This window comes from Micromonospora sp. NPDC047527, assembly GCF_040643015.1.
Lineage (GTDB): Bacteria > Actinomycetota > Actinomycetes > Mycobacteriales > Micromonosporaceae > Micromonospora.
Map to the genome: position 1 here is coordinate 472,920 of NZ_JBEYTK010000006.1, position 17,287 is coordinate 490,206.

Here is a 17,287-nt window from a genome sequence, read left to right on the forward strand (position 1 = left end):
GACGGCTTACGCTCATTACATCCTCGGAGGTTCATGGTGGCCGCGCTGCGTCAGTACCTGGGTGTCTGGCGGATCCCCGGAGCGCCGATGCTGCTGCTCGCCGGCATCATCGGGCGGCTCGGGATCGGCATGACGCCGCTGGCGCTGCTGCTGGTGGTCGAGCAGGTGACCGGGCGGTACGCCCTCGCCGCCGTGGCGGGCGGGACCTACGCCATTGCCGGCGCCGTGCTCAGCCCGGTGGCCGGGCGGGTCGCCGACCGGGTCGGCCCGACCCCCGTCCTGCTGGTCACCGCCGTCGCCCACCCGCTGGCGCTCACCGGGCTGCTGCTGGCCAGCCGGTCGGGCGAGGACGCCCTACCGGCCATCTACCTGGCGGCTGGCATCGCCGGTGCGACGTACCCGCCGCTCAGCGCCGCCATCCGCGGCGCCTGGAACGAGCTGACCAGCGTCAACTCCGGCCGGTACGCCCTGCGCAACACCGCACTGGCCGCCGAGACCTCGCTGTTCGAGATCGTCTTCGTGCTCGGCCCGCTGCTCGTGGCCGGTTTTGTCATCTTCGCCGACGCCGCCGCCGCGCTGATCGGGGCAGCAGTGGTCACCCTGGTGGGCACCACCGCCGTGGCCCTGGGCCGGGTCATGCGCGGCTGGCGCCCGCACCCGCGCGAGCACCACGCCCGAGGGCTCGGCCCGCTGCGGGTCGCCGGATTCCCGGCCCTGCTGTTCTGCGTGGCAGGCCTCGGCATCGCGTTCGGCGCCGCCGGGGTGACCGTCCCGGCGTACGCCGGCAACTCCACCGCCGACGACCCGGAGAGCCTCGCCGGGATCCTGCTGGCGGTCTGGGGGGTCGGCAGCGCGGTCGGTGGGTTCTGGTTCGGCGTCCGGCGGCCGGCGGCGAACATGACCCGACAGTTCGCGCTGCTGCTCGCCGCGGTGGCTGGCTCGTTCGTGGTGTTCGCGCTGATGCCCACGCCGCTGGCCCTGGGCGTCGCGCTGGTCGTTGGTGGGGCCACCATCGCGCCCGCGCTGACCCTGGAGAACACCCTGGTCGGCCGGATCGCCCCGACAGGCATGCTGAACGAGGCGTACACCTGGGTGGTCACCGTGGCCGTGGCGGCGAGCGCCGCCGGCGGCGCGGTGGCCGGCCTGATCGTGGATGGTGCCGGCGGCGTGCCGTGGGCCTTCGTGTTCGCCGGGGCGGCGGTCGCCGTCGCGGCCGCGGTCGCCGCGCTGCCCGCCGGGCCGATCGCCCGCGCGGAAACCTCGACGGTACGCGCCGAGGAGCCGGTCACGGTCTGACCGCCTCTTGATCGACTCGACGTCCGTGATGTCGGGGTGTCCCCGTCGCGGGGATGCCCCGACATCCAGGAACCCGAGTCGACCTCAGCCGCGCCTGGGCTCGCCCCCGAGGGCCGCTGGCAGGGCCTCTGCGAAGGGCAGCGGACAGCAGGGGCTGCCGGCGCAGGCGACCAGGTCGTCGCAGCCGGCCGAGATGGCCTCCCGCAGCGTGTCCCGGACGGCCGTGAGATCGGCCAACCTGCCCTCCACCTCGGCCAGTTTCGCCGTGACACGGGCCGACAGGCCGGCACCCGAACGGCGACGCCGGCCCGCGTCGAGCAGGTCGGTCACCTCGTCGAGGGTGAAGCCGAGCCGTTGTGCCGTCTTGATGACCCGCAGCCGGGTGACCGACTCCGACGGGTACAGCCGGTGCCCGCCCGGCGACCGCCGTGGCGCTCGGAGCAGGCCACGGCGCTCGTAGTAGCGCAGCGTCTGTGGGTTGACCCCCGCGGCGTCGGCCAGTTGGCCGCTCCGCAACCAGGACCGGTCCGCTGCGTCTGTGCTGTCGGGCGGGCGCGTGCTGTTGGGCGCGACCGTGCCGTTCTCCGCGATGTTGCCGTTTTCCGCGACCGTGCCGTTTTCCGCGACCGTGCCGTTGGGGGCGACCGTGCCGTTGGGGTCGACCGTGCGGTTGGGTCGCACGCGTTTGGCGAGGGCGTCGAGGATGCTCGCGTGCGACGCCGGCACCCGTACGTCCAGGGTCACCGCGTCCGGGGCGGTCCGGGTGATCTCGAAGGTGAAGAACGAGCAGCACGCCGACTCCCGGGCGCTCAGGTCCCGCGCCACGCGTTCCACCTCCGGTGTGCCGGTCAGGTATAGCCGCAGGCACCGTGCGGACGGCCGGTCGACGCGCCGGACGGCCGTGGCGAAGAACCGATCGAACTCGGCGACGCGAACGGGCCGCTCAGCGGTGGGTAGGCGGCAGGACTCGGGAACCCACGAGTCGTTAGCCGCTGGGTGTTCGTCGGTCACCATCCGACGGTAAGCCCGTACCCGGGTACCGGATGCAAGCCTCGTACCGGTGCCGCTGTGTCCGGTGGGCCCGACGCCCCTGTTCTGACTTCTCCGGCCGTCGACGGTCCGCCAGACTGGCCACCGACGAAGGGGGAACCATGGCCAAGCTGCTGTACTCGGCGACGGCGTCGCTCGACGGCTACATTGCCGGTCCCGGCGGAGACATGTCGTGGCTGACCGAACACCTCGCGGGCGAGAACCCGACCGCGGAGCGACTGCTGGCGAACGTCGGCGCGATCCTCGCCGGCAACCGCACCTTCGGCGGCGACGACCCGAACCGTGGCACCGACAGTGAGGGCGCGTTCGGCGGCCAGTACCACGGGCCGGTGTTCGTGCTCACCCACCGGCCGCCAGTCGAGCCGCCCGCAGGCGTCACGTTCGTCGGCGACCTGCACAGCGCCGTCGCACAGGCCAAGGAGGCCGCCGGCGACAGGTACGTGAACGTCCTCGGCGCGGACATCGGCATGCAGTGCCTTCGGGCCGGGCTGCTCGACGAGATCCTGGTGTTCTTCGCTCCAGTGCTGCTCGGGGGTGGAGTGCACATGTTCGACAATCCGGGTGACGGCGGCCAGGTGCGACTGGTGCCGATCCCGGGCGAGACCGCCCACTGGTACCGGGTCGTCCACTGAGCGAGCCTGGCCGACTGTCGATCATGCTGGCGCTGGATTGTTGAGCCGGCGTGCCGTGCGGTCTCGCCCGTGCGGCGACGCTCTCGCCGCTCCAACCATGCTGTAGTCCGCCCCGGTCGGGAATCGAACCGTGGGGGTCGGCCGCCCGCAAACGGCGGCCGACCTGCCTAGCGGTAGTTGGTGAACTGGAGGGCGACGCCGAAGTCCTCGCCCTTGAGCAGCGAGATGACCGCCTGGAGATCGTCCCGCTTCTTGCCGGTGACCCGCAGTTGGTCGCCCTGGATCTGGGCCTGGACGCCCTTCGGGCCCTCGTCGCGGATCTTCTTGCCGATCGCTTTGGCCTTGTCCGTCTCGATGCCCTGGATCACCTTGCAGTCGATCTTGAAAACCTTGCCGGAAGGGCGAGCCTCGCCAGCGTCCAGCGACTTCAACGAGATGTTCCGCTTGACCAGCTTCTCCTTGAACACGTCCAAGGCTGCGAGGACCCGCTCCTCAGTCTCCGCCTGAAGGCCGATCGCCTCCTCACCCGACCAGGAGATCTCCGCGCCCGTGCCGCGGAAGTCGAACCGCGTCGCGAGCTCCTTCTCCGCCTGACGGAGGGCGTTGTCGACCTCCTGGCGGTCAACCTTGCTCACGATGTCGAAAGACGGGTTCGCTGCCATTCGTCTGCTCCTGCTGTCCGGCGGTCTGGGCCTGCCGTCGGCCACCGACCAGCGGCACGACCCTCTGACCGTACCCGGTTGCACCGGTGCCGGGGTGAGCCGCTATCCTTGCTTCCGCCGCCGCGTTGCGACGCGGTGGGGTGCCCTGGCGGGTTGCCCGAGCGGCCAATGGGAGCGGACTGTAAATCCGTCGCGAAAGCTTCAGAGGTTCGAATCCTCTACCCGCCACCAGGTGCAGACACGGCCCCTGACCAGCAGAGATGCTGATCAGGGGCCGTCGTCGTTTGTCTGACCGAGTCCGGCTCAGTCCAGCCGGTGACGACTGGTTGTGGGCAGATGGTGGGCAGGTCGATCTTGCCCGCTGAGGGCTCTTCTGAGGCTGCGAACGCTGGGGTTGGTGTCTGGGTCTTCGCCTGGCGGAGTCCGTTCGTGTGGCGAGGCTGAGGGAGCCGCGGTGAGGCGTCGCCGGCTGCGGGAGAGGACCGGGGGCAAGCCAGTCCCGGGGTTGGACTGGCGCGGCAGTCGGAAGCCCTGACCCTCGATCAGATCGACCTGTCGGCTTCCGTGCCGCCTCGCCGTGTTCGCACTGGGCGTAGATCATCGAAGTTCGGGGCGGCGGTCCGGCGGTAGTCGGTGGCTCTCCGCCCCGGTGCCGGAGGCGACCGGGGCGGCTTGCCGCCGGCCGGTTCACCGCCTGCGCCGCGCGGAGCGCGGCGTCTTGATCCAGAACAGAGGAAATCGGCAGCACCGTGAGGCATGTGCAACGAGATATCTGGACAAAAATGAACGAAGAATTCTCGTTTTCAGAGCCTAGGCGCGTCGGCCGACTGCGTCCGCCCGTCTCGGCCGACCTCGGGCGGCTGTTCATTTCCGTCGGCTGACGGCTGTCCTTGGCCCGGTCGGTTGCTGACACCGTTGCTGTCGACAGCTATCCAGCCAGCACGCTGTCGCCCTAGCAGAGGCTTTGAGGGCCGAGAAGTTCACCGAGCTGCACCAACCAGCTGGCGCGATCGCCGGCTGGAAGCCAGTACGGTTGATGCTTCCACCTCGACGAGGCAAGCTGACGGCTGACTAACTCTGTTGGAGCTAAAGGACCTTGGCCGACTACGACTTCCGCACTCTCTCACCCAGCGACTTCGAGATACTGATCCGCGATCTTCTCGAAGCCGAGCATCGGTGGCGGTTGGAAGCGTTCGGGCGCGGCCGCGACGGAGGCATCGACTTACGGGCGGTCACAGCGGGGGGGAAGGTGGTCGTCCAGTGCAAACACTACCTGGGATCGACGTTCTCGGACCTCCGATCGTCAGCCCGCCGGGAAGTTCCGAAGATGGACAAAGAGCAGCCTGATCGCTATCTCTTCGTCACGTCCCAGGATCTCAACCGGACCCAGAAGGACACGCTTGCAGGCGACCTCCAGCCGTGGCTTTCCGACACCGCCGATCTATTGACCCAGCTCGACGTCAATGCTCTAATCACGCGCCACCCGATGGTAGAGCAGCAGCATTTCAAGCTGTGGCTCGCCTCGACAACGATTTTGGAGCGAATTGTCCAGAGCGGTATTTGGGGGCGCAGTGAGGCACTGCTTGAAGATATTAGGGACCGGGTCAAACTGTATGTCCCAACCAGCAGTTTTAAGACGGCCCGCAAACTACTTGACGAGAAGCACATAGCGGTTTTAACGGGCTCGCCCGGAGTGGGCAAGAGTATGCTTGCCGAGATGCTCGCTCTAGGTTACTGGCACGAAGGTTGGCAGATCGTCTCGGTAGGGACTGACGTCGATGATGCGTGGGGCGCGTACAGGTCGGAGCGTAAGCAAGTGTTCCTGTACGACGATTTCCTGGGACAAACGGACCTCAGCGAACGGCGGGCAAAGGACAGCTGGGTGGTTCGTTTCATGGATCGTGTCGCGCGCAATCCGGATAAGCGACTCGTAATGACAACGAGGTCGCAAATTCTTCAACAGACCCGGCTGGTCAGTGAGCCGATCGCCCATGCCGACTTTCGAGTTGTCGAATGCGTTGTCAAAATTGCAGAATACGGGTCAATTCAGCGCGCACGAATGCTATATAACCACCTCTACTTCTCCGCGCTTTCACGCGAGGTCGTCCGAGAGTACGCCATGGGCTCCTCTTATTGGCAGGTAGTTAATCACAAAAACTTCTCTCCACGGATCATTGAATTGGTCTTAAAGCGCCACCACTCGTCAGCGGATGGCCTCGCGCGCGCACTGAACCACACGCTTGATCGCCCGTTGGATCTCTGGGGAATCATCTTCAATAATGGACTGTCTGATCTTGGTCAACGAATAACGCTCACGCTCGCTTCATTCTCTTTGAACGGCGCTAGCTCTGACGACCTAAAGACATTGGTGCAAAAAGAGGCCAAGCCGACAGAATTTACGAGCGCACTCCGCGTCTTAGAGGGCACCTTTATTCGCGTGGAAAAAATGGATGCCGGGATCACAATGGTCTCGTACGCCAATCCAAGCGTACGAGATTTCACTCTGGCCTTTCTCGACGAGGAGCCGGACTACCTGTTGGGGATTATTAGAGACGCGACGCACCTTGCCCAGGTGAGCATGCTCCTAGGATATGCGGTGTCCGAGGTCGACGAGAAGCTCCGGTTCCCTAACTGTGCCGACATTGTGACCAGCCAGGAAGCCGTCATTGTCCGAAAAATTATGCAGCTGGTCAACGCAGAGGACGAGGCTTACGCGTCCGATTCGGGCAAACCGTCGAGGATCTACCAACGTACTGTCAGGCCCCTCCTCGACTTGCTGCATCCGGCGCTTCTCCTAATGAGGAACTCGTTCGACGAGATATTCGCGGTGATAACCGCCCTCCTCAAGGGGCCGGCCTCCGGCTATCTGGATCCTGACGACTGGAGGGCTTTCAACCTTGCGTTGATGACGCGGCACGTCGAAGATCCAGATCAGGTTCGAGATGAGCTGAAGTGGGCTTTCGACAGCTGGGGCGAGCTCCTATATACCATTGATGACGTAGCTGCGTTCGAAGAATTCTATGGAACACATGGGCCACTTCTTCAACGGCTGTTTGACGCCAGCATCAAATTCTACGAGAGCGTCGAGTCGGGGCTACGACAGGAGCTTGAAAATCTGTCCGGCAACGAGCAGGATCGGGACTCCGACCATCAATGGGTCGACGAGGTCGAAACGGCAGCGACGAGGACCGGAGTCTACGATGATCTTAGAAAGGACATCGAATCCGTCCGAGAATCAATAGAACACCGCTACGCAGGGGACGAATATCCCCACAGCAGGCCAACCTCTGGTGGCGGCTATGGCTTCCCGCGACCGTTCGTCTCGGCAGCCGAGCGCGTGGAGATTGAGGGAATGTTCCGCGAACTCTCATAGCCTCGGGCTTTGCCTCAGCCGTGCGCATTTAGCGAAGGAGGCATGCCCCACCCGACGCGCGTCCAGTAGGACCGCCGGCTGCGGACATCCTCGGCGTGGCGGTTGCCGTGACAGGTGTTGGCATGGATGTTGCAGGTCGACTCATCCGTCACCCCTCCAGCTCAGCCACGGTCAGATGATGGTCCACATGCTCTTTGGGCTACTCTGGCCGTTCCTATTGGTCTCTTTGATTGACGTTTGACGGCCCCAGCGGGCCGGCGTGCTGCCGAGCAGACTGGGCGATGAAATGTCGGCAGACGTAACTTATCATCGACACCCTAACCTGGACCGAGACTAAGGGAGGGCGCATGCACCTAGGCCTCAACCTGGCCGCCGGCTGCAAGGTAGCCATTGATGAGATGTACGGAGACTGGTATCGCGACCCCTGGGGCTGGCCTGAGTTCCAGTGGTTCGGGAAGAACCTGGCTAAGGTGGACATCAGTCCGTTCATTCGAAAGGACAAGGGGGAGGGCTACGTTCTGTCCAATCCAGCAGCCTTTCACTTGATGGAGGTTCCAAAAAACCGCCTGGCGGTCAGGCCGGCCGTCGTCCAGGACTCCATTTCGCGCCTACTCTATGCAACGGCGGTTGCGTCCAACGGCCAGCGACTCCACGGCGATCTAGCTGATTGGGCCTTTGGCTGGCGAACAAGAGGTGGCGATTCCTTCGTCAAGAATCGTGATGAATGGCGCAATTACATCGACAGCTTCGCCGACAAAGAAGTGCGCGGCCTTGCTGGCCTCCACGTCGACATTGCATCCTGCTTTGCCTCTGTCAACGTCGATCGACTAAGCGAAATTGTGTACGGCAAACTTGGCAAGACCGCTGCCGCTGGCCTTATTTCCGACATTATTCGGCGACACGACTCCCTGATAACTCGTAGTGGGATACCTCAGCGGAGCTTTTCTTCCGCGGCACTTGCTCATTTATATTTTCAGCCGATAGACGATGCGCTCCGTCTTGCGAGTCAAACTGGCTTGCATGTGGTTCGGTGGATGGATGACATCACAGCGATCGGCTCGGAAGAGGCTCTCTACGGGCTCTACCTGAATCTTCAGGACAAGGCGGCACAGTTGGGCCTAACTCTAAATGCCGCGAAGAGTCGCCTCGTGGACGCAGACCACGTGGTTGGGTTCGTGCGGGATGAGGACCTCAAGGAGATTCAGACAGACAAGGTGGTGGAGGGTGGTTACGATGGCCTTGCGGTCGTTAGCGACTCCACGCATCTGCTTGAACTGCAAGACGAATGCCTCGAAGATCCTGGCGTAGTTCCGCGTACGAAATTGAGGGCTTTGCTGACTTCTCTTGTGCGCTGCCACAAGTTTGAACGCTGGGAAGACTGGATGAATGTGGCACACCGGATCCCTCATGCCGCAGACGCGCTGGGTCGGTACCTGGAAAAGGGCTCTGAGCACCTTGCGTTGCCCGGCCTGGTCGAATCTCCCCGATGGGAACCTCTGCAAGAATTCGTCGTAGACTTCGCTCACCGGGAGTTCGGTAAGGTCAACTGGGTTATCGCACAACTTGCTCTCTCAGTGCCGGCCGGAAAGATGGGTCCTCGTATGACTGACATGATGAGGGACTGGCTCGCAGAGAGTGACGACGTGCAAAAGGTGGCAATCTCGGCCCAGCGTCTAGCCGCAGAGCGGCCGGTGGACTGCCGAGACATTATTCGCAACAAAATCGATCGGACTTCGGACCCAGTCTTACTCCGGATTTTGGCCTTAGGTTTGGTAGCGGCCAAAGATGAGCGCCGGCTCATTCGGTCAGTCCTTGAGCGAGACGTGAGAAACTCGCTCGTCTTGTCGATGCTCGATGACACGAATTGGAAGGCGCCGGATGTAGCCAAGGACTTCGATCTTGAAAGCTCGGACTGAGCGGCTCGCAGAGATGCCGTCCGCCATCTACCCGCCCACCGCGAAGTGGGACCGTCGCCCACCTCAAGCAGACTTTGACGCCCACGCGCGCAGGTGGGCCCCGACGGCCCCACCGGTGGCTACTTCGACGCCGAGGGTCACCTCCCCTGGTAGGAGGAGGGGCAACCAGGTGGAGGGAATCGGCCTGGCCGGCCCGCGTGTGCACGGGCCGCCCAGACCGGTCTCCTTCGGCTGAGTGTGACGCCGATCGGGACCAGCACGACGCCGGCCAGGATCGCGGGTGCGCGGGCTTCGCGGAGGACGAGCCATCCCAGGATCACGGCGACGATGGACAGCTCATTCCCTCGGCGAGGGGGCAAGTTGTGCGGAGTCGCTCAGGCGGCCGGTCTCTGCGGGGCCGGGACACGCATGCCCGCGACGAGACGGCGGACGACCTCGGGATCGCCGCTGATGACGGCCCCGGCCGCGGCGAGTCCGGCCAGGTCGTCGCTGCCGAAGGCGGCGAGGAGTGCGTCGGTCGTGGTGGCCAGGGCGGCGCCCGGCTGGTCGGGCGGCTCGTCGGTGATGTCCGCGCCGGCCGATGTGAGGTGGACGCCGAACACCCCGGCGGGACCGTGGTCGCGAAGTTCGATCCGGAGCGTCACCTCGGGTTGCTCCGGCGTTGGCACATAAAAGCTGCGGATGCTCAGCATGGCGCTGTCCGCGCTCACGAAGAGCTGTTCCGCGGTGGGCGGAGCGGCCAGTGCCCAGGTGCCGAGCGCGACCACGATCGGCTCGAGACCGCGACCCCAGGTGGTCAGCTCGTAGACCCGTGCGTTGCCGGGCGGAGGTAGCTGCCGGCGGCGTAGGACGCCCGCGTCGGCCAACTCGCGCAGCCGGTCGGACAGTGCGTTCGGGCTGGCGTGCGGTAGCGCCTGCTGGAGGTCGGTGAACCGTTTCGGCCCGAGCAGCAGCTCGCGCACCACGAGCAGCGACCACCGTTCGCCCACGATGTCGAGGCCGCGCGCGACGCCGCAGGCCTGCCGATAGCCCCGCTGGATTGGCATGGGACATCTCCCTTTCCTGCTTGCTCGATGCTAGCAGTCGCTATTAGGCTCATAGCCTTAAATGCGAGGAGGGGCCCTATGACCGAGCCTGCGACACCCCCGCTCACCGACCGCGAAACCTGGCAGAAGCAGCTCGACGAGCTCGGGCTCCGCGAGAGGGCGCACACGCGCGAGGGCGATGCCATCGCCGCGGCCCGCCGACGGCTGCCGATGGTCGAGGTCGATCCGACCGCCCTTCTGACCGGTGCCGACGGTCCGGTGCCCCTGCTCGACGTCTTCGAGGGGAGGACCCAACTGCTCGCGACGTACCACATGTGGCACGCGGGCAGGTCGGCCGCCGACCAGTGCGAGGGCTGCACGTTCTTCACCGGTCACGTGCACGAACTGTCCTACCTGCACTCGCGCGACGTCACGTTCGCGGTCTTCTGCCAGGGGCCGTTCGACGAGACGTTGCGCTACCGGGACTTCATGGGCTGGCAGGCGCCGTGGTATTCGGTGCCCGAGGCGTCGCTCGACTCCCTCGTCGCCGGGCGTGGCTTCGGTATGAACGTGTGCTACCTGCGCCAGGGCGACCGGGTGTTCGAGACCTACTGGACGACCGGGCGGGGCGTCGAGGCGATGGCGCCGTCGTACGGCCTGCTCGATATGACCGTCTACGGTCGCCAGGAGGTCTGGGAAGACTCGCCGGAGGGCTGGCCGCAGCCCTTCCGGACCGACGGCGACCAGTTCCGGCTCGACGGCCGGCCCACGTCGCAGTGGTCGCGCCTCGCGGCCGGTCGTGATGACGACCTGGGTGTCACGGGGCCCGCCAGCGGCGAGCACCACTGCCACTGAGGCCACCGCGACTGTCGCTGTCAAGATCCACGTCCCTGGTTGAACCGGGGACTCTCGTCTTCTTGTGCCGAGCCGGATAGAAGGTATGGTGGTCGATGTCTGGGTTCGCGTCGGGGCGCTTCCAGTCCGCCACGACAGCTACGGAGAGTAACCCGGTCCGATCAGGCTGGCGGGTGTCTCAGTGGTGCGGGCGAATTGTGCCGAAGGTCGCATCAAGCGCTCTGCGAAGCCCTGATGTCGCAGGAAGGGGCCCTGATCTGGCCCAGCTTGTCGAGGTGGAGTGGGCCGAAGGTCGCAACCTCGCAAACGCTCGGACCGGTCCAGCCCTCACCGCTTTTCTGTGTACCGACGGTGTGGCACGATCGTGGAATCTCCACCATCCCTGTGACACTTCCCCGACAGGAGCAAACATGTCTGGTCGAAGGCTGGGCCGGCTGCTCGGCTCGCTCCTCTTGCTCGCCGCCGTCCTCGGTGGACTCGGCGCCGGTTCGTTGTCCGGCGGTAAGGCTCAGTTGGCTGACGTCGTCTGGGGCGCGGGCCAGGACGGTGACGTCGTCTGGGGCGTGGGCCAGGACGGTGACGTCGTCTGGGGCGCGAGCCAGGGTGACGTCGTCTGGGGCGCGAGCCAGGGTGACGTCGTCTGGGGCGTCGACGCTTCCCGGTAACTCGCGAGGTCGTCGCCCGTGAGGGCAGCACCAGCGGGCGGCGTCTCTTCGAGGGAGCGGTATGGCCAGGCGTGACCAACGACGTAAGTCCACGGACCACGCTTGGTTCATCACTGGCCCGCTGGCTCTGATCGCCGTCCTCTGCTGCACCGCCATCAGCGTCATCGCCGACCACCCGTTCGGTGACTGGGGTCTGGCGTTCCTGATATTCCTGGCGATGGCGGGCATCAGCATTCCGGTGCTGAACTTCGTGGTCCGCCGGCAGTCGGTGGGCGTGACGCTCACCGAGATCCCACTGGTGGTGGGGTTGTTCTTCCTGCCGCCGCTGACCGTGGTCCTGATCTACACGCTCGCCTCGTTGATCTGGAGCGCCTCGCAGCGCTTCCCACCGGCGAAGTTCTGGTTCAACGTCGCCAAGGCCGCCGCCGCCACGTCGCTGGCGAGCCTGCTGCTCCTGCGGCTGCCGCCGCTGCAGGACGTCGGCCCCGGCACGTGGGGCAGCCTCTTCCTCGCGGTCAACACCATCACCCTGGTCAGCCTCATCTCGGTCGTCGGCGTCCATGTCCTGCTGCAGGGCTGGCAGGCCGGCCGGGAGGCCCTGCGGACCACGCCGTCGGTGTTCCTCACCACCTCGATCAACGCGTCCGTTGGTCTCCTCGTGCTGATCGCACTGCATAACACCTGGTGGTCGGTGTTGCTGCTGGGGGCGCTGTTCGCCGCCCTCGCCCTGGTCTACCGGTCCTATGCCCAGTTCTTCCGGCAGCACCGCACCCTGACCGGGATGTACGACCTGGCCCGAGTGATCACTACCAGCGGTGCCGACGCGGCGCTGGCCGACGTTCTGCTCGACCGGGTACGCGCCCTCATGCAGGCGGAGTCGGCCACCCTCTGGCTGCCCGCCCAGGGCCGGCATCCGGAGGTGCTGTTGACGGCCCGGGTCGACACGCCGGGGCTGCTGGACGTCGCTCCGACCCCGGCGATCCTTCGGGAGCGGACGCGGCAGTTGGCGAAGACGTTGTCGATGGGGCGTCTGCTCGGTGACGAGAGCGCGCTACGCCGTGAGATCAGCGCCCGCGAGATCAAAGACGTGATCGTGGTGCCGCTGCGCTCCGGGCAGGCCGTGATCGGCACCCTGGAGGTGGCGAACCGGCTCAGCGACATCGGGCACTTCGCCCCCGGCGACATCCCCATCTTCGAGACGGTGGCGGCGCACGCGGCGGTCGCGCTGGAGAATTCCCGGCTGGTCGACCGGCTGCGGCACGACGCGTACCACGACACTCTGACGCGGCTGCCCAACCGGCGCCGGATCATCGGGGCGCTGGACGAGTCGGTCAAGATCGGAGCGCCCGACGAGGTGGTGGCGCTTCTACTGTTCGACGTCGACGGGCTGCGCCAGGTCAACGAGTCCCTCGGCCACGCGGCCGGTGACAAGGTCCTCGTCGAGGTCGCCAACCGGTTGCGGGCCAGCGCGCCGTCGTCGGCTCTGGTCGGTCGGGTGGGCGGCGACGAGTTCCTGGTGACGCTGCGGCTGGAGAGCGCCGAGGCGGCGTTGGAGCTGGCCGGCCAGCTGCGCGACCAGATCCGCGACGAAATGGTCTTCGACGCGCTCACCCTCGACGTGAACACCGCCGTCGGGGTGGCCGTACACCCGGATCATGGCAGCGATGCCGCGACCCTGTTGCTGCGGGTCGATTTGGCGGCGACCGCCGCCAAGTCGGTGCCGGGCAGCGTGCAGCTGTTCAACCCTGCCCTGGAGTCGCGGTCGTTGCGCCGGCTGGGCCTCGCCGGCGACCTACGCCGGGCACTGGACCAGGACGAGCTGGAGGTCTACTTCCAGCCCAAGGTGACCTTGCGGGACCGGCGACTGGTCGGTGTGGAGTGCCTGGCCCGGTGGGAGCATCCAACGCACGGCACGGTCGCTCCGGAGGACTTTGTCGCGGTGGCCGAGCACACCGGCCAGTTGAGCCGACTCACCGAGGTGGTGCTCCGCGAGGGGCTGCGGCGGAGCCGGGACTGGGCCCAGGCCGACCAGACGCTGCACATCGCGGTCAACCTCGCCGCCCGTACGCTCACCGACCAGCACTTCCCGGACCGGGTGCAGGAGCTGTTGACCGAGTACGGGGTGCCGGCGCAACGCCTCACACTGGAGATCACCGAGGCGGGGGTGCTGGACGGCACCGACCGGCCCATTCCGACCCTGCACCGGCTGCGCGATCTCGGTGTCCGGCTGTCGGTGGACGACTTCGGCACCGGTGACTCGTCGCTCGCCCACCTGCGCCGGCTGCCGGTGCACGAGGTGAAGGTCGACCGTTCCTTCGTGCAGGGCATGGCGACCGACCCGGGGGACCTGGCGATCGTCAACGCGGTGGTGACGCTCTCCCAGCAGTTCGGTCTGGCCGTGGTCGCCGAGGGCGTGGAGAGCGAGCTGACCCTGGAGCTTCTGCAGGACATCGGCTGTGAGATCGGTCAGGGTTTCCTGTTCAGCCGACCGCTGCCGTACGAGCGGCTGGCGGCCTGGTTCGGCGCCCAGGCCGACCCGGAAACGATCTCCGGCACGGAGCTTCCGCGCCTTCGTGTCGTGCCCTGAGCTGGGCGTAGAGGACCACCGGGGATCCGATTTCACCTGCCGGCGGGTGCCGTGTACTCTTACTTCTGCGCGCCCCACGGGGATATCGCGCAGGCCCCCTTAGCTCAGTCGGCAGAGCGTCTCCATGGTAAGGAGAAGGTCTACGGTTCGATTCCGTAAGGGGGCTCGAGGGTTCAGCTGGACCCACCGCGGCGGTGTAGCTCAGATGGCAGAGCAAGCGGCTCATAATCGCTGTGTCGCCGGTTCAAGTCCGGCCACCGCTACTCTCGTCTTCCGGGCTCGTTCCCGGTGGTCGTGGGGATGGGCGCCACTGGCGCCCACTTTGCATGTCCGCGCTGTCAGCGTCTAGGCTGACGCGTCGTAGTTGTTTCCGTTAGCGAGGAAGGCACTCCGCCGTGGCGAAGGCTACCGATGTCCGGCCGAAGATCACTTTGGCGTGTGTGGAGTGCAAGGAGCGCAACTACATCACGCGCAAGAACCGCCGGAACGACCCCGACCGCATCGAGCTGAAGAAGTTCTGCCCGCGCGACGGTCGGCACACCGTTCACCGCGAGACCCGCTGACCCGTGGCCGGCTCCGCGCCGGCCACCGTCGAAGCTCTTCCGATCGCCGATCTGACCGGTACGACGCGGCTCTGCCGTCGTCGACCGACCAGGTCGGCGATCGTGTTGTGCGTGTAGGTTCGCGGCATGTCTCTGGACCCTTCCTTCGTCGGCCGGACGTATCCGCCGACGGCCCCCTATCAGGTGGGCCGAGAAAAGATCCGCGAGTTCGCCACCGCCATCGGCGCGACCGACCCGGCTCACCATGACCCGGCGGCGGCCCAGGCGCTGGGCCACCCGGACGTGGTCGCCCCGCCGACCTTCCCGGTGCTCATCACGATGGCGGCGAGCCAGCAGATCGTCGAGGACCCGGCGCTGGGCGTCGACTACAGCCGCGTGGTGCACGGTGACCAGCGTTTCGCGTACACCCGGCCGGTCGTCGCCGGCGACGAGCTGGTCTGCGTCAGCACCGTCGAGGACGTCACCACCCGGGGCGGGCACGGCTTCCTGACCACCCGCACCGACGTGAGCACCGTCGCCGGCGAGCCGGTGGTCGCCGTCTGGTCCAAGATCGTCGTACGCGGGGAGGGCTGAGATGGAGCTGCCAGCCAAGACGTTCCGGGTGACCCGCGCGGACCTGGTCCGCTATGCGGGCGCCTCGGGTGACTTCAACCCGATCCACTGGAGCGACCGGGTCGCCACGAAGGTGGGGCTGCCCGGGGTGATCGCGCACGGCATGTTCACGATGGCGCTGGTCGGCCGGGCGGTCGCCGAGTGGGCCGGCGCGCCCGACGCGGTGGTCGAGTACGGGGTGCGGTTCACCCGGCCGGTGGTGGTCCCCGACGACGACGAGGGGACCGAGATCGAGGTGACCGCGGTGGTCCGCGAGGTGACCGAGGACGGCCTCACCCGACTCGACGTGACGGCCACCTGCCTGGGGGAGAAGGTGCTCTCGCAGGCGCGGGCGACCATCCGGACGACACGCTGAATCTGGTCCGCCACGCGTGGCGGGCAGACCGGTTGGGAAAGTCGGGCGGCTACCCGTACACTGGTCCGCCGTGGGGCAAGTGACCCCTGCTCGGTCGTCTGTGACCGCGTGGGGCGAGTGTTGCCGCACAGGGGTGTAGCTCAATTGGCAGAGCAGCGGTCTCCAAAACCGCAGGCTGCAGGTTCAAGTCCTGTCACCCCTGCGCCTCAGGCCTGACCGTTCCCGTGGGTCGCGCCGCCGAGATGGCGGCGTCCGGCCCGTGGTGGTGGCATCGGCGGGGTGGCTCCGAGGCATTCGGGCCCTCCGGTTGATCCACCGGCCGCGGCCCGTCGCGGGACGGTTTGGCCCGGCCGGCGTGACCAGCGCCGCGTACGCCACCCGGCGTGCGACCCGAGATTCCGCGACGGAGGGCGAAGTGGCCGACAACAAGCGGCGCGGCGACGACGACGGCGACGATCGTCTGGACGACGAGATCGTCGACGAGGTTGCCGACGACGACGACGACTCCAGCGCGGACGAGCCTGTCTCCCGGGGGGGCACCGCTACGCGGTCCCGCGCCCGGGCCGAGTCGGCCGACAGCCGGCCGACCACCCGCTCGGAAACGTCTCGGGTGGGCGTGTTCGGTCGCATCGCCCGGTTTTTCCGCGAGGTCGTTGCCGAACTGCGTAAGGTCATCTGGCCGACGCGCAAGGAGTTGCTGACCTACACCGGGGTCGTGGTGACGTTCGTCGCGGTAATGCTGACGATCGTTGCCCTGCTGGATTACGGGTTCGCCAAGGTCGTGCTGTTTGTCTTCGGCAACTCGGACTGACCGGCTGCCTCCAGAGCCGATAGTGACGGAAGTGAGCGAGCGTGCCTGAGTACGACGAGACCGCCGGACCGGTGGACGAGCAGTCCACCGTCGCGACGGCGGCTGGTGACGAGTCGGTTGAGGCCGCCAGCGAGCCGGAGTTCCCCACCACCGAGCCTGCGCCGGACGAGGAGTACGACCCGGTAGCCGAGCTGAGGCAGAAGCTGCGCTACGCGCCGGGTGACTGGTACGTGGTGCACTCGTACGCCGGCTACGAGAACAAGGTGAAGACCAACCTCGAGACCCGGATCACGAGCCTCGACATGGAGGACTTCATCTACCAGGTCGAGGTGCCGACCCGGGAAGAGATCGAGGTCAAGAACGGTAAGCGTTCCCAGATCCAGGCCAAGGTCTTCCCGGGCTACATCCTGGTCCGGATGGAGCTGACCGCCGAGTCGTACTCGTGTGTCCGTAACACCCCCGGTGTGACCGGTTTCGTCGGAGCGACCGACCGGGCTGACCGCCCCGCGCCGCTCTCCCTCGACGAGGTGCTGAAGTGGCTGGCGCCGGCCGTCGAGACCGAGCAGAAGAAGGCGAAGCCGGAGATCAAGGTCCTCGACTTCGAGGTCGGCGACTCCGTCACCGTCACCGACGGCGCGTTCGCGTCGCTGCCGGCCACGATCAGCGAGATCAACGCTGACCAGCAGAAGCTCAAGGTGCTGGTGTCGATCTTCGGTCGCGAGACCCCGGTGGAGCTCAACTTCAACCAGGTCGCCAAGATCTAACTGGTCGTCGGCGGCGGGCCCGGCCCGCCGCCCCCCGCCCCGGACCCCCACCCCCCCCCCCACCGCCGGCCAATGTGCTGGGGGCCGGGCGCCACTAGTAAATAGCCCCAGTCGCACCCCC

At 66.5% G+C, this 17,287-nt stretch carries 15 protein-coding genes and 4 tRNA genes; 16 read left to right on the plus strand and 3 right to left on the minus strand.

Annotation, left to right across the window (positions count from 1 at the left end; all coding sequences use genetic code 11):
- Positions 1 to 36 precede the first annotated feature (36 nt).
- Positions 37 to 1,296, plus strand: coding sequence for an MFS transporter (locus tag ABZ808_RS24400; protein ID WP_357010663.1), 1,260 nt, complete (start codon positions 37 to 39; stop codon positions 1,294 to 1,296).
- Positions 1,297 to 1,380: 84 nt separating this feature from the next.
- Here ABZ808_RS24400 and ABZ808_RS24405 read toward each other — a convergent pair whose 3' ends face one another.
- Entirely contained in the window at positions 1,381 to 2,307 is a 927-nt protein-coding gene (locus tag ABZ808_RS24405; RefSeq protein ID WP_357010666.1) for a MerR family transcriptional regulator, read from the minus strand.
- A gap of 140 nt (positions 2,308 to 2,447) precedes the next feature.
- On the opposite strand from ABZ808_RS24405, the gene ABZ808_RS24410 reads away from it, so the two are divergent.
- On the plus strand, positions 2,448 to 2,978 hold the full coding sequence (locus tag ABZ808_RS24410; protein ID WP_357010669.1) for a dihydrofolate reductase family protein: 531 nt from the start codon (positions 2,448 to 2,450) through the stop codon (positions 2,976 to 2,978).
- A gap of 167 nt (positions 2,979 to 3,145) precedes the next feature.
- On the opposite strand, the gene ABZ808_RS24415 is transcribed toward ABZ808_RS24410, so the two are convergent.
- On the minus strand, positions 3,146 to 3,640 hold the full coding sequence (locus ABZ808_RS24415) for a YajQ family cyclic di-GMP-binding protein (protein ID WP_357010674.1): 495 nt from the start codon (positions 3,638 to 3,640) through the stop codon (positions 3,146 to 3,148).
- A 147-nt stretch (positions 3,641 to 3,787) separates the two neighbouring features.
- Here ABZ808_RS24415 and ABZ808_RS24420 point away from each other — a divergent pair.
- The 3 genes from ABZ808_RS24420 to ABZ808_RS24430 all read left to right on the plus strand — a co-directional run bounded on the left by ABZ808_RS24420 (position 3,788) and on the right by ABZ808_RS24430 (position 8,929).
- A tRNA-Tyr gene (locus ABZ808_RS24420) sits at positions 3,788 to 3,871 on the plus strand.
- Positions 3,872 to 4,736: 865 nt separating this feature from the next.
- Positions 4,737 to 7,013, plus strand: a complete 2,277-nt coding sequence (locus ABZ808_RS24425; RefSeq protein ID WP_357010677.1) for a restriction endonuclease — start codon at positions 4,737 to 4,739, stop codon at positions 7,011 to 7,013.
- Between the two features lie 347 nt (positions 7,014 to 7,360).
- Positions 7,361 to 8,929 carry an RNA-directed DNA polymerase gene (locus ABZ808_RS24430; protein ID WP_357010680.1) on the plus strand — a complete coding sequence of 523 codons (1,569 nt, stop codon included), beginning with the start codon at positions 7,361 to 7,363 and terminating at the stop codon, positions 8,927 to 8,929.
- 374 nt (positions 8,930 to 9,303) lie between these two features.
- On the opposite strand, the gene ABZ808_RS24435 is transcribed toward ABZ808_RS24430, so the two are convergent.
- Positions 9,304 to 9,975 carry a helix-turn-helix domain-containing protein gene (locus ABZ808_RS24435; RefSeq protein WP_357010684.1) on the minus strand — a complete coding sequence of 224 codons (672 nt, stop codon included), beginning with the start codon at positions 9,973 to 9,975 and terminating at the stop codon, positions 9,304 to 9,306.
- 78 nt (positions 9,976 to 10,053) lie between these two features.
- On the opposite strand from ABZ808_RS24435, the gene ABZ808_RS24440 reads away from it, so the two are divergent.
- From ABZ808_RS24440 to nusG, 11 genes are all read left to right on the plus strand, one after another.
- Complete coding sequence (locus ABZ808_RS24440) at positions 10,054 to 10,809, plus strand: DUF899 family protein (RefSeq protein WP_357010686.1); 756 nt, start codon at positions 10,054 to 10,056, stop codon at positions 10,807 to 10,809.
- 410 nt (positions 10,810 to 11,219) lie between these two features.
- The gene (locus tag ABZ808_RS24445; RefSeq protein ID WP_357010688.1) at positions 11,220 to 11,474 is read left to right on the plus strand and encodes a hypothetical protein; all 255 of its coding nucleotides are present in this window, start codon (positions 11,220 to 11,222) and stop codon (positions 11,472 to 11,474) included.
- 61 nt (positions 11,475 to 11,535) lie between these two features.
- Complete coding sequence (locus ABZ808_RS24450; RefSeq protein ID WP_357010690.1) at positions 11,536 to 14,061, plus strand: bifunctional diguanylate cyclase/phosphodiesterase; 2,526 nt, start codon at positions 11,536 to 11,538, stop codon at positions 14,059 to 14,061.
- Positions 14,062 to 14,154: 93 nt separating this feature from the next.
- A tRNA-Thr gene (locus ABZ808_RS24455) sits at positions 14,155 to 14,227 on the plus strand.
- A gap of 24 nt (positions 14,228 to 14,251) precedes the next feature.
- Positions 14,252 to 14,324 (plus strand) — tRNA-Met (locus ABZ808_RS24460).
- A gap of 132 nt (positions 14,325 to 14,456) precedes the next feature.
- Positions 14,457 to 14,624 carry a 50S ribosomal protein L33 gene (gene rpmG / locus ABZ808_RS24465; RefSeq protein WP_007073056.1) on the plus strand — a complete coding sequence of 56 codons (168 nt, stop codon included), beginning with the start codon at positions 14,457 to 14,459 and terminating at the stop codon, positions 14,622 to 14,624.
- Between the two features lie 126 nt (positions 14,625 to 14,750).
- The gene (locus ABZ808_RS24470) at positions 14,751 to 15,197 is read left to right on the plus strand and encodes a MaoC family dehydratase N-terminal domain-containing protein (RefSeq protein WP_357010692.1); all 447 of its coding nucleotides are present in this window, start codon (positions 14,751 to 14,753) and stop codon (positions 15,195 to 15,197) included.
- A gap of 1 nt (position 15,198) precedes the next feature.
- Positions 15,199 to 15,591 carry a MaoC family dehydratase gene (locus tag ABZ808_RS24475; RefSeq protein WP_357010694.1) on the plus strand — a complete coding sequence of 131 codons (393 nt, stop codon included), beginning with the start codon at positions 15,199 to 15,201 and terminating at the stop codon, positions 15,589 to 15,591.
- A 129-nt stretch (positions 15,592 to 15,720) separates the two neighbouring features.
- Positions 15,721 to 15,793 (plus strand) — tRNA-Trp (locus ABZ808_RS24480).
- A 213-nt stretch (positions 15,794 to 16,006) separates the two neighbouring features.
- Positions 16,007 to 16,402 carry a preprotein translocase subunit SecE gene (secE, locus tag ABZ808_RS24485; protein ID WP_357010696.1) on the plus strand — a complete coding sequence of 132 codons (396 nt, stop codon included), beginning with the start codon at positions 16,007 to 16,009 and terminating at the stop codon, positions 16,400 to 16,402.
- Positions 16,403 to 16,443: 41 nt separating this feature from the next.
- Positions 16,444 to 17,166 carry a transcription termination/antitermination protein NusG gene (gene nusG, locus ABZ808_RS24490; protein ID WP_354854322.1) on the plus strand — a complete coding sequence of 241 codons (723 nt, stop codon included), beginning with the start codon at positions 16,444 to 16,446 and terminating at the stop codon, positions 17,164 to 17,166.
- Positions 17,167 to 17,287: the final 121 nt, after the last annotated feature.